This window comes from Calditrichia bacterium, from assembly GCA_020634975.1.
In the GTDB taxonomy this organism is placed as follows: Bacteria; Calditrichota; Calditrichia; order RBG-13-44-9; family J075; genus JACKAQ01.
Genome location: JACKAQ010000001.1, coordinates 3,467,151 through 3,483,020 on the forward strand (window position 1 = coordinate 3,467,151; position 15,870 = coordinate 3,483,020).

Annotated in this window: 12 protein-coding genes; 9 read left to right on the plus strand and 3 right to left on the minus strand. The window is 45.1% G+C overall.

Annotated elements, in window-relative coordinates:
• Positions 1-412: 412 nt before the first annotated feature.
• Complete coding sequence (locus H6629_13935) at positions 413-1,147, plus strand: esterase family protein (protein ID MCB9068895.1); 735 nt, start codon at positions 413-415, stop codon at positions 1,145-1,147.
• A gap of 23 nt (positions 1,148-1,170) precedes the next feature.
• On the opposite strand, the gene H6629_13940 is transcribed toward H6629_13935, so the two are convergent.
• Both H6629_13940 and H6629_13945 read right to left on the minus strand, forming a co-directional pair.
• On the minus strand, positions 1,171-2,997 hold the full coding sequence (locus H6629_13940; GenBank protein MCB9068896.1) for a pentapeptide repeat-containing protein: 1,827 nt from the start codon (positions 2,995-2,997) through the stop codon (positions 1,171-1,173).
• 44 nt (positions 2,998-3,041) lie between these two features.
• Positions 3,042-5,882 carry an insulinase family protein gene (locus tag H6629_13945; GenBank protein MCB9068897.1) on the minus strand — a complete coding sequence of 947 codons (2,841 nt, stop codon included), beginning with the start codon at positions 5,880-5,882 and terminating at the stop codon, positions 3,042-3,044.
• A gap of 782 nt (positions 5,883-6,664) precedes the next feature.
• On the opposite strand from H6629_13945, the gene H6629_13950 reads away from it, so the two are divergent.
• A complete protein-coding gene (locus H6629_13950) occupies positions 6,665-7,837 on the plus strand; it encodes a hypothetical protein (protein ID MCB9068898.1) in 1,173 nt (390 codons plus the stop codon).
• A 70-nt stretch (positions 7,838-7,907) separates the two neighbouring features.
• On the opposite strand, the gene H6629_13955 is transcribed toward H6629_13950, so the two are convergent.
• Positions 7,908-8,228, minus strand: a complete 321-nt coding sequence (locus H6629_13955; protein MCB9068899.1) for a hypothetical protein — start codon at positions 8,226-8,228, stop codon at positions 7,908-7,910.
• A 51-nt stretch (positions 8,229-8,279) separates the two neighbouring features.
• On the opposite strand from H6629_13955, the gene H6629_13960 reads away from it, so the two are divergent.
• From H6629_13960 to H6629_13990, 7 genes are all read left to right on the plus strand, one after another.
• Complete coding sequence (locus H6629_13960) at positions 8,280-9,470, plus strand: hypothetical protein (GenBank protein ID MCB9068900.1); 1,191 nt, start codon at positions 8,280-8,282, stop codon at positions 9,468-9,470.
• Positions 9,471-9,538: 68 nt separating this feature from the next.
• Positions 9,539-10,003 carry a hypothetical protein gene (locus H6629_13965; protein MCB9068901.1) on the plus strand — a complete coding sequence of 155 codons (465 nt, stop codon included), beginning with the start codon at positions 9,539-9,541 and terminating at the stop codon, positions 10,001-10,003.
• Positions 10,004-10,140: 137 nt separating this feature from the next.
• A complete protein-coding gene (locus tag H6629_13970; GenBank protein MCB9068902.1) occupies positions 10,141-11,433 on the plus strand; it encodes a glycosyltransferase family 4 protein in 1,293 nt (430 codons plus the stop codon).
• 24 nt (positions 11,434-11,457) lie between these two features.
• Positions 11,458-12,468: an aminoglycoside phosphotransferase family protein gene (locus H6629_13975; protein MCB9068903.1), complete on the plus strand. Its 1,011-nt coding sequence runs from the start codon at positions 11,458-11,460 to the stop codon at positions 12,466-12,468.
• Positions 12,465-12,935 carry a hypothetical protein gene (locus H6629_13980; protein ID MCB9068904.1) on the plus strand — a complete coding sequence of 157 codons (471 nt, stop codon included), beginning with the start codon at positions 12,465-12,467 and terminating at the stop codon, positions 12,933-12,935. Before H6629_13975 ends, H6629_13980 begins: the two co-directional genes overlap by 4 nt.
• A gap of 49 nt (positions 12,936-12,984) precedes the next feature.
• On the plus strand, positions 12,985-13,953 hold the full coding sequence (locus H6629_13985) for an aminoglycoside phosphotransferase family protein (GenBank protein MCB9068905.1): 969 nt from the start codon (positions 12,985-12,987) through the stop codon (positions 13,951-13,953).
• Between the two features lie 335 nt (positions 13,954-14,288).
• Positions 14,289-15,806, plus strand: coding sequence for a phosphotransferase (locus tag H6629_13990; GenBank protein MCB9068906.1), 1,518 nt, complete (start codon positions 14,289-14,291; stop codon positions 15,804-15,806).
• Positions 15,807-15,870: the final 64 nt, after the last annotated feature.

Genomic DNA, 15,870 nt, shown 5'->3' on the forward strand with positions numbered 1-15,870 from the left:
TCAATGTGTGTGCCAGAAAATATCGGCGAAAATGAACTGTGAGTGCTTGACGATAAACTTTAAATTTACAATGGCTTACCCAAAATCTGGTTTTTGCAGCGGATGTTTGGTTCGACATTTTTGTCGAATTTTAAATGATGCGATTCGGTAATTTGGACGAAGGGGTGGGATTTCCGATGAGCATGTTTTCGTGTTGGCAGCTCTGCAACGTTCCACTTTTAGTGATCATAAATGATTCTCAAATGTAAAATTGGGCTTGCATTTTCGCGTTAAAATGGTTATTTCATTTCACCCTAACCGGGAGCAAATGATGTGACAAATCTGATTGTCTGATCCCAACAGACCTCCGAAAAACGCTGTATCATCTTTGTAAACAATGGTTTAAAAAATAAATTTATAAGAGGAGCGTTGAATGCACAGAGAGATTCACAATTGGTGGAGTCCACGACTCAACAAACATATGGAAATTGCGGTTTACGGACATTATGGATTCGCAGTGTTAATGTTCCCGACTGCGGGAGCGGATTATCTTGAATATGAACGGTTTCATCTGCTGGACACGCTGGCACCGATGATCGATCAGGGAAAATTCAAGGTATTTTCCATCAACAGCATCAACAACGAAAGCTGGCTGAACAACAACATGCATCCGTATGACAAAGCTGTCCGGCATCAGCAATACAATGAATATGTGCTGCGGGAAGTGGTGCCGTTCATTTATACCCATTGCCAGGGGCATGTGCCGATTATCACCACCGGTGCATCGTTGGGAGCGTTGCATGCAGCCAACATATTTTTCCGCCGCCCGGATGTTTTTGACGGCACAATTGCGATGAGCGGCGTTTATCGCCTGACTGCCTACACACGCGGCTATTTTGACGACAACGTTTATTTCAACTCACCAATCGATTATTTGCCAAATTGGGGCGATGAATTTATGCTGAACCGGATGCGCGAAAAAGGTGGCAATATCATCATCGCCAGCGGGCAGGGCGAATACGAAGATCCCAGTTCGTCCATCGAATTATCGAATATTTTGCACGGCAAAGGCGTGCCGCACATGCTCGATTTATGGGGACATGATATGCGCCACGATTGGCCAACGTGGCGGCAAATGCTGCCATATTTTTTGGGAACCAAGTTTTAGGGGAATGCCGGAATTGTGCAATGTTACATTTTATTTTGATGTAAATCAGTTGCGCTGCTGATCAGCGATTCGGGCATATTTGCCAAAGCCAGCGCTTCGATAGTCACCGATTTCGGCAACTGCAGCAGATAAATATTACCTTCGTATTCGTACACAATATTTTGGCCTGCGTCATCGGCGCAGGCTTCTGTTTTGTGGTAGGTGCTGCCATTCGCGTATTTGCGTTGCCCGTCTCGAAAATCGTTGGTCAGGTTCACCATCACGCCATCGGACCATAGCTGGATAACAGAAGTAAACTCGTTGGTGATGCCATTGTATTGGGTCAGCACCACCCGTTGTGCTTCGTTGGCAGCAGAGATAAACGGCGCGCGTCCTTTGGGAATTTCGAACAACACTTTTGCTTCCAGCGTTTCGTGGTTCACGTATGTGCACTCCAGCAATACACTGTTCGACTGATCCGTGTCTTCTTCATTTAGCACCACAAAACCGCTGTTTCCGCCGTAAAATACCTCTTTCTGATACATCGATTGAAAATTGTAACTGTGCAGATATTCGCCATTCATCGAATACAATTTGTTCTCGATGATCATTTTGTCAGCGTTTGCAAGTGGTAAATATTTCAACCAGTTACGCTGCAAATTTATGGGAATTTCCGTAACTTCTCCGGTGGTGGAATCGATCATAAACGCAAAACTTTGGCGCTTTCGATGATTAAATGCGCTGAGAAAAATATGCTGTCCGTTGCCGCGCAAAAACGGGCGATCCCAATCCCAATCCCAGTCATACAGCGAGGTATTGTGCAATTTTATCTGGGTTGATTTTTGGGTGGGAATATCGCACAGCCACATCGATGATTCAAAAATTCCGGCGGATTTGGGCTTCTTTTTCAGATAAATTATTTTTTGCCCGTCCGGACTGATGTTCGGGGCAATACCTTTCGCAATTTTTCGCACCGAATATAATGTATCAAAATCCACCCGGATGGATTTTTGACGGTCACTGGTGCCAATGCTAAGCGTATCGCTGAAACGTTTAAAACGGACAAATTCGTGAGTGTTGATGTCGTTCAACTGGGTGGCGTAAACGAACATCGGGTATTTTCCCGGCAGCAAACCGTCCAGTTCGTAAAAATAATCCGTTTCATTTTCGCGGGTGGGTGAGAGGCGCGTGTTATCGAAAATAACGGTTGGCATGGCAGATTTAGCAACGGCAATTTCTACATTTGAGCGCAAATTGAACCACAAATAAATGAGCGTTGCAGCTACCGCCAGTGTAGCCAGCGGTGCGGCAAGTTTTATCCAGCGATAGCCGGTTTTATCGGCAATCTCTGGGTCCACTTTGCTGGTTGTATCCTCCGATTCATCGAACGATGCGCTTTCCAGATCCGCATCGTTGAACTCAGTATATTGCAAATTCACATTTTGAAATTTGGCGCCTTTGAGGATGGCGTTACGAAACGAAACGCCGGACAAATTGCTGGAACTGAAGACCGCTTTTTCGGCGTCAGTTTCTTGCAAATCTGCATTTACCATCGATGCGCGATAGAAATATGCGCTGGATAAATTAGCGTTATGGAGCACGGCGCCATCGAGGACGCTGGTCGTAAAATCAGAACGACTCAAATTGGCGCGACTCAGATCCGCTGCAGTAAAATCTGCCCATATCAGGTTGCAATTATTGAGTTTAGCCCAGCTTAAATCGCAACCTTTGAAATTGGCCCACATCAAATTCTGATCGTTCAACTCTGCCCAGCTCAAATCCGGCTGTTCAATTTCCGGGTTTTCGCTGCGCCACTTGTTCCAGGCTTCTACACCCTGTTTAATAATGGATAGATGAAGCTCGTTTGCCATTAATCCCTCACAATTTGGCACATTTTGCGAACATATTTTTTGCGTTATTCTGTTGGCAGCAATTGGAACCGGGCAACATTCGGTGTGCTAAAATACTGTTGCGCGGCTGCCCTGATCCCCTCAACGGATAGCTGCTCGATAAAAGACGGCGTTTGTAAAATGTTATTGGGGTTTTCCGCGTTCCACAAATAAAATTGCAACGTGGAAAGCCAATACCCGTTGCGGCGCAAGTTGATTTCATTTTCACGGCGGAGGCTTTCCTGCACTTTTTGCAGGTATTGCGGATCGACATCAACCGTTTTCAGGCTATCAATTTGTTCAAATACCAGCTGGGTCAATTCGTTTACGCGATCCGGGGCGCAGCCAAAAGCGATGCGTATTTCGTAAGTGCTTTCGGGATAATGACTGGTGGACGCGCTAACGCCCACACCGTATGTGCCGCCCTGATCTTCGCGTAACGTTTCGCGCAGTTTGATTTGCAAAACAGATGCCATCGCCTGAATGGCCAGCCGATTACCGCGATCCCAATTAAACGATCCGTTAAAATATATTTCAACCTGTGCTTTTTCTTCGAGCCCTCTGTGCAGCGTTTTTTCGATACTGCCTGTTGGCGTTTCGATCTGTTCATCGCGCCAGTTTTCGCGATCGCCGGTTGCCGGCAGGCTGGCGAGATAGGTTTCCGCGAGCGATTCCAATTGCAGCAAATCGATATTGCCAACAAAAATAAACGTAAAATCTCCCGCATTTGCAAATCGTTCCCGGAAAATTTGATAAGATTTTTGTAAATCCATTTCCTGCAACAACTTATCGGACCACGGGCGAGTGCGAAAATGGTAATCGGACATGGTAACCTGAACCGTATCGCTGAATGCTGTTCCCGGGTCTGCGGCGCGATTGGCCAGAAAACCGCGAATCTGCGCCTGATAGGCGAGATACGCCGTGCTATCCATCCGCGGCGCGGTGAAATAGAGGTGAATCAGCTGGAACATCGTTTCCAAATCCTCCGGCGATGCGCCGCCGCTGATGCCCTCGCTCATATTATTGATGCCCGGCGATACGCTGACATTTTTTCCGGCCAGTTTTTTTTCCAATTCGATGCGGTCAAAATTACCGATGCCGCCCATCGCAACCACCGATGCGGCGGTTTCCCCGGCGATGTAAACCGAGTCCGGATACAGCGATAGCCCACCGGGACTGAACGCGCGGAACAGCACCTGATCATTTTTGAAATCAGTGGTTTTGGCAAATATCCGCATTCCGTTGGATAGTTGCCATTCGTGAACATCCAGGCTATCGTTGTGAATTTTTTGCACAACATCGCCGGGCGCCGGCAGCGTGGAAATCAGCGGTTCATCCGAAACATTATCTGCATAAGGCTCGATGTCGCTGTTCTGCACTGCTTCAAAAACGCTTTGCAATTCCGATTCATCCGGCAAATTCAACCCATCTTTTTCCGGCGCGTTTATCAAAACAACCCGGTTTTTTGTGTCGAGCAGTTCAGCGGCAACGGCGTTCACCTCTGCCAACGAAATTTCCGGGATGTATTGCTGCCACAGTTCGTATTCGTAGGCAATGCCCGGAATCGGCTCGTCTTCGAAAAAATTGCGCAGGTATTCTGCAGCAAAATTCGCAGAGCCGGATTTGTCGCGTTCCCGGTAGGCTTGCTCAATTCCGCGGAGCATCTCGGATTTTTGGCGATCCAGTTCGCCCGGCGTCACCCCAAATTCGCGAATCCTGCGGGCTTCGGTGAGCAGCGCAGCCAAGCCTTTTGGCAACTCATTATCTTTCACAACAGCAGTCATGCTGAAAAACGATTTTGTGCGAACAAACCGCCCTTCGCCAACGCCGGCATACAAAAACGGTGGTTCGGGCTGTTGCAGCAGCTCGTTCAAACGATTGTTGAGAATACTGTTATGCAGCGATTTTACCAAATTTTGGCGATAGGATGTCAGGCTGTTTTCCGGTTCGACCGGTTTTTTGTAATATACGCTGATGCTGGTATATGTCGCTTCCGGGTCGGTTGCGGTGGAAAACAGTGTTTCCGCATGATCCGGCACCGGAAATTCCTGACGCTTTCGGGGATTTTCTGATGCGGGAATTGGCGCGAAATGCTCACGGATTAATGCTTCAATTTGCGCCACCTCAAAATCGCCGACGGCAACAACCGCCATCATATCCGGGCGATACCAATCCCGGTAAAATCTGCGAATCGTTTCCACATCTGCGGTTTCGATAATCTCTTTTTTGCCGATGGGCAAGCGCTCCGCGTATTTGGAATTATGAAATAAAATCGGGAATTGTTTGTCCAGCATTCGCGCATTTGCACCGCGGCCGAGTCGCCATTCTTCCACAATTACGCCGCGTTCCTTCTCTACTTCCTCAGGTAAAAAACTGATGTTGTGCGCCCAGTCGGAGAGAATCCGGAATGCAGTATCGACAATTGCTGTGCTGTCTGTGGGGATTTGGAGCATGTAAACGGTTTCGTCAAAACTGGTGTATGCGTTCAAATCCGGTCCAAAACGCATGCCGACAGATTCCAGATAATCGACGAGTGTCTGTTTCGGGAAATTTTCCGTTCCATTGAACGCCAGATGTTCCACAAAATGCGCCAATCCCCGCTGGTCATCATCTTCGAGAATTGAGCCGGCGTTGATGCCCAATCGCAGTTCCGCACGATTTTGTGGCTCGCTGTTTTTGCGAATATAATAACGCAACCCGTTAGGTAACGTCCCGGTTGTGATATTACTGTCCAGCGGCAGGTGATTTAGTGATGCGTTAGTCTCGGTGTCTGGCGAATAATTCTTTGTCGCGGTTGTGGAAACACCCGCACAGCCAGCAAATAACACAAATCCGGTTACTATTATTCCTCGGAGAAATATTCCCATTTTAATCCTCTATTTCCTTTTAAAAGCAGCAAATTTCGTTTTGTTTTGTGTAAGCTAAAACATCATAAAATTTATACTTTAAAAAATGTTTTCCAATATTTTGATAAAATAGTGGATTTACCGGTTACCTAACCCTATTTCAACATTAGAGTTCTCTAATTGTTGCGAAATTTCAATGCTTAATATCCATTTAATATACGAAAATTTATATTTTTTTACTCGCTCATTTTTTGAGGCAATATGTTCTATAAGTGTTGATTTTATGTCGCTTTGTCACAATTTCTCATATTTGCTAAACCTAAAAAATAGCTGAATTATAAGTAATATTGTATTTTTTTTTGCTATCATCTGATATTAAATTTTTTGTCAAAGAGTAAGGTATAAACGCTCTTCTTAATGTGACCTCGGGTGATTAACCAAAAAATAAATATGCAAGAAAAGCAATAAATTCTTATTAATCATTTTTGTGATATTACAATCACATTTCAATTCCGATACAGGTTATTTTCATCTCGTGAAGAATCAGAGTGTTTTTTTTAGAATTTTTTGAAAAAACGGGTATGATTCTGTTGAATTCTTTGAATGTGGTTCGCTAAAAGTCATTTTTTGGAAAAATCTTCCATAATATAACGGATTATGCTTTATATACCGGTTTGCGCGTTAAATGGAATAGAATACCGGTTATTATTTGAAACAAAATAAGGGATTAAGAAGAAATGGAAACTATTGTGGTCAGACAAAATAAACTCCGGATTTTAATATACTGTAGTGATGCCAACGGAATGGGTAATACCAGCCGGACACTTTCCATTGCGACTCGTATTTCAGAACAAATTGATGATTGTGCTATTTTGTTGTTGACAGATTTACCGATTATCGGACGTTATAAATGTCCTCAAAATATGGATTATGTCCATCTCCCCGGTATTGCCCGGGGTGATCGGCATGAATATGAGGCGCGGAATCTGAATATCGCACTCAACAATACGCTAACCCTCCGCCACAAAATTACCAAAAGCGCAATCAAAACTTTCAAACCGGATATTATTCTGATCCAAAGCAATCCATCGGATTTACCCCATGAAATTGAACATACATTTGGTTTTGTGAAAAAGCGTTTTCCGGAAACCCGCTTAATTTGGGGATTACCGGACATACTCGGTCGCCCGGCGATCATTAAAGAAGAATGGCAGCAAAAAGATGTTTACGGTATGCTGGATCGAATTTGCGACGAAATTTGGGTTCACGGTGTTCAGCATATTTTTGACGCAACCCGCGAATACGATTTCCCGGAATCGCTTGCCCAAAAAACCACATTTACAGGCTATATGAGCGCGCCAAACATTTCTTCAGAGAGAAATCACCGGGAATCTGCGGATATTAAGCAGGACAATCCATATGTGCTGGTTACCGCCGGCAGCGGAACGGAAGGCTATGAGCTGGTTAGTTCTTATCTGGAATTTTTGGAAAACCAGGTGGAGCCGTTGCCGTTCAGCAGCGTCATTATTACCGGTCCGATGATGGCATCTTATGAAAAATCTATTCTGATGGATCGTGCAGAGCGGTTGCCAAATGTAACGTTTCACCGGTTCAGCAAAAATATTTTGCAATATTTAAAACATGCAGAATTGGTGGTTTGCAACGGCGGTTTCAATTTGTTTTGCGAAATATCTTCATATAATAAACACGCGATTTTCGTTCCCGGCGAAACAATGCATCACGAGCATTTGTATCGCGCACAAGTTCTTGAAGACTTGGGATTGGTCGAACTGATTTCACCGAATATCCTCAGTGCAGGAACATTGGGCCGAAAAGTCATGAAAGTGTTTACCATGGGTCCAGCCGAAAAAAAATACGATATGGTTCCGCGCAATGCGTTGGAGCACATCGTAGAACGCGTTCAGTGCTTGAACGCTAATGTACAATTATCACTCTATCATTCAGTATTACGCTGAATACCCTGAATTATATTTGTTCATTGAGTATCTGGCATTGCTAAAAAATGTAACTTTGGTAATATCAGAATCAAAGAAAAGCCAGTGCCGGTTTTCTTGAGTTCGTTGTTTTGGTTGCATCAGGTAATCGACGCAAATTGGCTTTTTTGTGTTGTTGAAATACCACACACCAGAAGTTCTGTTTCGAAGGCAATTTTAGTGTTTCAATTTCCTGATATCTTTTCTCAATCATAATTATCGCGACAGGATGAATCAGCCATGCTGTGCTGTGTTTTTTCGTTGATACACAGACGAAAATAATGCATTTGGTAAGCAAACAAGGAGTTTTAACTTGAATGTAAACGGTTTCCTGGAGAGCCGAAATACAGTTCCAAACGGTAGCATCAATCATTGGAGGTTTGCCGCAGCAGAAAAAACACCCGATTTCCCCAAAAATTTGCGGGTGTTAATTTACTCCCAGGATGGGTACGGATTGGGACATTTGCGACGGAATTTGAGTATCACTACCCAAATTAAACAATTGTGTCCGTCAGCCTCGGTTTTGATTATAGTGGATTCGCCGGTTGCACCATTTTTTGAGCTGCCGCCGCTCTGCGATTTTATCAAAATTCCCACGATGGTGAAAATCGATTACGGCGTTTGGGCATCCAATCGCTTAAATATGACATCCAGCGAGCTGTTGCCCGTTCGGGCAGATATGATTACCAATATTGCTCTCAGTTTCCAACCGCATGTTTTTTTGGTGGATCACATGCCGCACGGTGCGTTGGGAGAACTTACCGAACCGATCAAACAAATTAAACAATTGAGCCCGCATACCCGCATGGTTTTGGGGCTTCGCGATATTTTGGGCGGACCGGAAGACATCTTCAAACAATGGAAGCTTGAAGGTGCATACGACGTTGCCGAAAAATATTACGATAAAGTGCTGATTTACGGCAGCCCGGAAATTTTCCACAGCGCCGAAGAATATTTTTTTTCGGAGCAGATGCTTAAGAAAACAACCTATTGCGGTTTTGTTTGCCGGGATGATACACCCAAAGAGTTCAGTAACAGCCAGTTAAAAAAGCTGTTGCCCAATAACAATTTGCCGCTTTTGCTGGTAACCGGCGGCGGTGGTCACGATGCCAACAGTTTTATGGATATTTTTTTGGATACGGTTAATCTACTGAAATCGAAACTGGCATTTCAGGCGATTGTATCTTCCGGACCGTTTATGCAAACGGAGCAAATTCAAGCACTTAGGGATAAAGCAAAAGGCTTTCCGGTTGCGGTGGAAAGTTTGGGAAACGATGCCATTCATTTTTTAAAACGGGCAGATCTGCTCATCTCGATGGCGGGTTACAACACTACCAGCGAGATTATGCGGTTCCGTAAAAACGCAATTATCATTCCCAGACCCGGACCCAGCGCCGAGCAAACTATCCGAACCCGTTTGCTCACGGATCGGAATATGTTTGCAGCGATTCACCCCAACGATTTAACGCCGGAGCGCCTTGCAGAAACAATTACCGAACGCCTGAAAGGCGGATCGACACTTGATGACAGCAACGTGCCGGATATGTTTGGTGCCAGAAATGCCGCATTTACCATTTTGAGCAGCGTTTCCGTTGCCAATGAAAAAGAAGTATAACCCTTTGTTTTTACGGGAGAAAGGGTTGTTGAATTTCAAACACGGAATGTTTTACAGGAGAAATTAGGATGTTTACATATTCAGCATTTTCAGCGTTGAAAATCGGGCAGCGTGTAAAAATTAAATGCGAACCGGTGGACGGAAATACGCTCAACGCTTTGGAAATTTCATATAAAGAGCCAAAAGACCAGTTGGAAATGGAAGGTAAAATTCAGTCGCTCGATGCGAAAAACAATGTTATCGGGCTGCTAAACCAAACGTTCTCAATTCCGCCAGGTATTCCGGTGAAAAATGAGCATCGCGAAAACACCGAGCTCAGCAAGCTGGCAGTTGGCGATATGGCAAAACTCATCGGCCATCGCTCTGCCGACGGAGAATTTATTCCGGTAAAGTTAAAAACCTGGAAACCGATTGGCGTGGAAAACGATGAGCTGCAAGGCAATATCGAGTCGATCAGCTCCGATGAGCAAATTCTCAAATTGATGAATTACAACATTATTGTAAACGAAGCAACCGAATACAAAGGTTTTTGAAAAACAAACAATCTGTAAATTACGGACCACACGGATGTTTTTTATTTGAATCCCGTTTTATGAGCCTGATTTAACCATTCGCGTACGGCAATTGTTATTTGGAAATACATTCGGCACAAGGTTCAAGGAAGGAAAAAATGTCACGCTCAAGCGATAAAAAAGTGATTGCGTTTGTTCTGAAAGGCTACCCACGGCTTTCGGAAACGTTCATCCTCAACGAAATATTGTTGCTGGAAGAGCTGGGTTATCCGCTGCACATCGTTGCGATGCGGAATCCTGGAGAAACGAAAATCCACGGCGATGTTGAGCGGGTGAAAGCGCCGGTATCGTATGTGCCGGATTATTTCTGGCAATTTTTTGGCGCGTTTATGCTCAGCCATTTGCGGGTGTTGCTGCGGTATCCGCTGTCCTATTTGCCTGCATTGCATTTTGCGGCATGGCGCAGCCTGAACCGCTGGAGTTCTTCGACAATCAAACGTTTTTCGCAGGCGGTTTATTTTGTAGACAGGGTTGTGCCGAACGCCCAGTTCGGTCAATATTATGCGCACTTCAGTCATGGACCCACCACACTGGTATTTTTCGCAAGCTGGATCACCGGAATTCCCTACAGTTTTAGCGCACATGCAAAAGATATTTATTTGCAAGAAGATGAATTTTTGCGCCAGAAAATTCACGGGGCGCAATTTGCCGTAACCTGCACGGGTTTTAATCGCAAGCATATGGCTGGCGTTGCCGGGCAGGATGCGCCGGTTTATCGCTGTTATCACGGCATCAACATCGAAAAATTTACCCGAAATGCGGCGTTGTCGCGAAACGGAAAGCCGCCGGTAATTTTATCCATCGGGCGATTTGTGCCCAAAAAAGGATTCCCGACGCTGCTGAAAGCTATGCATCTGCTGAAAGAAAAAGGCTACGCTTTTTCCGCATATTTTGCAGGTGGCGGACCCATGGAAACTGAATTGCAAACGCTGATCGATCAATTTGATTTGACAGCTAATGTTCAATTAATCAATAAGTTATCGCAGGAAGAATTGCTGGAATATTACCGGAAGGCAGATATTTTTGCGCTCGCCTGCGAAGTGCAGCCGGATGGCGATCGCGATGGCATTCCCAACGTTTTGGTAGAGGCGATGGCGTTGGAAATCCCTTCGGTTTCCACCGCGATTTCCGGCATTCCGGAGCTGATCGACGATGGCAAAAACGGATTGCTGGTGCCGCAGCGCAATCCCGAAGCACTGGCGGCTGCGTTGGAAAAATTGATCACTCAGCCGGAACTGGCGCTGGTGTTGGGAAAAGCCGGACGCGAAACCGTTAAACAGGAATTTGACAACCGTCAGAACGTCATCAAAATCGGCAAATTGCTGGATGATGCCATGAAAAGCCCGGCACTGGAAAACCGGGATTTTCGTGCAATTGTAAAATATAGTTAAGTTTAATAAAAACAGGGATGAACAGTGGCGACGAAATCGACGATTCATTACAAAACAGATAAGTTATATACCCTCAAAAAAGCGCTCGATCCCGCAAAGATGCGGGAAGTGTTCGAGCCGATGACAAAAGAACATTTTGGCGAAAAAGCGGAAGTCCGGGATGTGAATATCGAAGTGCTGCGCAAACGCAACCAGCGCTGCGTTATCCGCTACCGGGTGGTTGCATCCACCAACGGAAACGGTGCAATTGTAAATTGGCCGGTGATCGGCAAGGTTTACAAAATCAATCAGGGCGAAGAAGTTTTTGAATTTATGAAAGAATTGTGGACCCGCGGTTTTCAACAAAATGCGTCCGATAAAATCAGCATTCCGGAACCATACGCCTTTTCCACACCGATGAGCATGTTGTTTCAGGAAGAAGTACCCGGCAAACCGGTGAAACAATTGTTGAAAGAAAATCTCAATCCGGCATACATGCGCCAACTCGCCCGGACACTGGCAAAATTGCATTCCTGCGGCTATGTGCCGGGACCGGCGATGACGTTGGACGATCATTTGCTGCGCTGCCATCCGCGCTATCCGTTCCTCTTTTTGGCGTGTCCGGAATTAGCGCCGCAGATCGAGCAATTATTGGCGGATTTCCAAACGCTTGAAAAACGCTGGGCGAATGTGCCGCTGGCGCCAATTCACGGCGATCTGCATATGGGGCAGCTGCATTTGCAGGATGAAAGCGCCTATCTTATTGATTTTGATGCACTTTCGTATGGCGATCCGGCAGCGGATATCGGCAATCTGGTTGTATTTTTGAAAGGCAAATTAAAGCGCGAACCGCGAATGGCGGTCGTAATCGACGCACTTTACGATGAATATTTCAAAACGATGGACACGGAAATCCGCGATCGTGTGCCGTATTACGAGGCAATCACCCATTTGCGCCGCGCCTGCAAATTGCTCCGTTATCAAAAAGAAGGGTGGCGCAAACGCATCGCAAAGATGATTCAACAGGCAGAAGATTGCATCAGGGAGATCAAATGAGCGCATTTATCAAATTTGAAGCATTGCAAAACGAACAATTTGTGAAAGTGAACGGGAAATTGCAACCCGACGGCGCATTGCTGGCGGTGGAAGTGAACACCACCCGCACCGCCAAATACGAAGATGATCAGGATAAAATGCAGAGCGTTATCCAGTTTATCGATCGCGAATCGCACAAAATAAAAGTGTTGAACCAGACCATTGCGCTATCGCCGGAAACCGTTTATCGTACGATTACCAATAAACCGTCTAGTTTTGGCGATTTTTACGAAGGCGAGCAGGTGAAAATCCGGGGATATTTTGAGCACGGCGGATTTTTGCCCAGCAAAATAACAGCTCAGGAAACATACGATTTTAATGTTGACGAAATCGAAGGGCAAATTTCCGGCATCGATTACGACAGCCGCACGTTTTTTGTGAACGGTATCCGCATCGTTTTGGACAACCACAGCTTGTTACTGAAATAATTTTTGTGAAATGTCATCATTTATTCATCAACGTAGATAATTGTAAACATTGAAAATAGTCGATAAAAAAATACCGGGTATTTCCACCGCACAGGATAACGGGCAAATGGCTGCATTATTTGCGACCCACTTACCGTCACTCGCGGGAAAATCCCTTTCCGTCGATCATCGGGTGCTAAAACATCGCGCGGGAAAGCGCTGTGTGTTTGCATACGACATTGCAACTGCAGACGGAACAACTGTGTTGGTGGGTAAAATTTATCGCAAAAAACGCGGCAAACGGACGTTCGGGCGGATGCAACATATGCTTTCCGCTGCAAGTTTATCCGGCAAAAAATTGCAAATGGCAGAGCCGTTAGCCTATCTGCCGGAAATTGACATGCTGCTGTTACCGATGCTTTCCGGAAAAACGCTGGAGCAAATATCAGAAATCGAAACAATTGGCAATGCCATGCAATCTCTCGGGCAAACATTGGCGGTTTTGCACAGTTTGTCGCTGCCGAATTGCGAGATTCGCACCATGCGCGAACATCTCGCAAAATATTGCCATCCGGGATTTGATGCGCTGTGCAGCGCTCACCCGTCGTTGCAAAAAACAGTGAACGAAATTCTCCAGCGATTGCTCGATTTTGATGAAATTGACCAAATGCTCAAACCGGTGCACGGCGATATCAATTTGTCGCAAATATTTGTGGAAAACGGTTCAATCACGCTCATCGATTTTGACAGCTCTGCCGTTGCCAATCCGGCGTTGGATATCGGTAATATGTTCGCAGTGCTGGAAACCCATTTTCCGGAAAATTTCGAATTCTTTCAGGCGCAGTTGCAACAGGGGTATCGCCAAAATGGCGGTATCGCTTTGCCGTCGCAAATCCGGCTGTATTACGGATTTGCTTTTTTGCGCCGCACGATGATCGCCTTTCGCAATGGTGCGGCGATTTCAGAATTGGCAAATTTGCTCGAAAAATCTCGGGGGTTGTGTCGGCTGACCGGCTTTACGCCTGCAATAAACGACTGAAAATGGATGATCCGGGAAAAATAAGCAATGAAAAAAGGAATTTGCAAAATGTGACGATCACACTGTATAAAATAAAGGTTTATCGTAGTTTAAACTTATAAAAATGCAATTCCGCCTCGGTGCTGTTGAGACGGATTTTTCGTAGATAGCAACTTTGAAAGCTCACTTTAAATAATTTTTGTTCGTAAGACAGTCGTTATCTGGCGGCTCACCAAATGTAAAACAGCAGTTGAAATTGGAAAAGAAGCACATTTATAATTCGGAACGGAAAAATGTTTGATCTAAACCATACCAGGGAGCAATTTCTATCTGAAATCAATGCCTCGGATCATGCGATGGATGCAAAAATAACCGATGTTGCAAATCCGGATTTTGAAACATCTGGCGAAGTCCATTTGCTGATCAAAGGACAAACGCCAGATGAACTGTTGCCGATTCTCTATGCTGCATTTGAGCGACGTTTTTCACATGTACCGCACGACCACTTGAAAAATGACCTGCTGTATTTGTTGAAAAAAGGTATTGGTAATGCCTACAAATGGGGAAATCAAAAAGACCCATCCAAACAGATTGTGGTTGAAGCAGTTATCACAGATTCCGGTGCGTTTGTTCTGATTTCGGACGACGGTGACGGATTTGACGTAAAAAAAGTGATCAAACAATTCCGTAAAAAGGAACATTACTTTCACCATGGCGGTGCGGGAATTTATCAATTTGAAAAAACGAAATCACTGGTTAGCTATGCCAATGGCGGCCGAACACTCAAAATTCGTTTCTTATGTGCAACGGAGCCCGGTATAGCAGCATCACCAGAGGAGACCGCAGCATACGGTTGGGCTGGCGATGAAATGTTTGTGGCTAATTTATTTTCAGAATATCGCCATACATTAAACTCAAATCTAATACCGGACGGTTCAACATTAGTATACTGCAAAGTTTTTGTGCCGTACTTCCAAAAAGAGGAAGTTTTGATTAGCCATACACCGTCCGAAATTGCATATGTCTTGCGGTATCGTGATGCAGCGACAGGAAAATCCCAAAATGTTTCGGTGACAGGCAGATTACTTGACCCTTCCGCCGTCCAAACTGATTTTTCGGTTGCAAGCCAGCTTAACAAGCATACATTTCATGCCGCGACAGCGTCGCAAATAGGCGTTCCGGAACCGGTTGCGATGTTTGAAAAGCCACCGCTGGCACTGTACAACTTCAGTCCTGATAAATATTTGCGGAAACATGTTAAAAAAATATCATCCGATTTTGATGAGATGTCCAATATTATTCGCATGATTGCGATTGCATTGCGCAAGTTTCACGATAGCAATATTGAGTTGGCGATTCATGAAACAAACAATGATACATTCTCACGATTCAGCGCCGCCAAAGATAGAATAATCAATGCTTTAGCACAGGTGGATTTGGCAAAAGCCGAAAAATTCCAGCAGTTGTTCAACCAATTTGCGCTGCTGCGATACAAATTGCACGATGTTAAACCGGTACCCACTTTTGGCGATTTTGGGTTGAACAATATTCTGATCGATGACGACCGGTTCTATTTTTACTTTTTTGACCAGTGCCGCTATGCGCATCCGGCATCGGATCTCGGCGGATTTACCGCAGATTTTCTGCGTTTCATCATGTTGCGCGATGATGAAAATCCTGATTTTTATCGCGCCGGACGTGATGTATTCCTGAAAACATATTTTGCCGGTGAAGTGCCGGAATGGCGGGAGGATATCCCGCTTTTCAAAGCTGGTGCTTTGACGTTACGATTGGATCAATTGCTCACCCGTCCCCAGAAAAAGTGGTTGCCGAAAATCGATTCGCTATTGGATCTTTACGAGCAGTGTGTCTGACGAAGGTTGTTGAAAATTATGCTATTAATTACTGATTAATCAATAGGTTGAGCGTTACGCGATT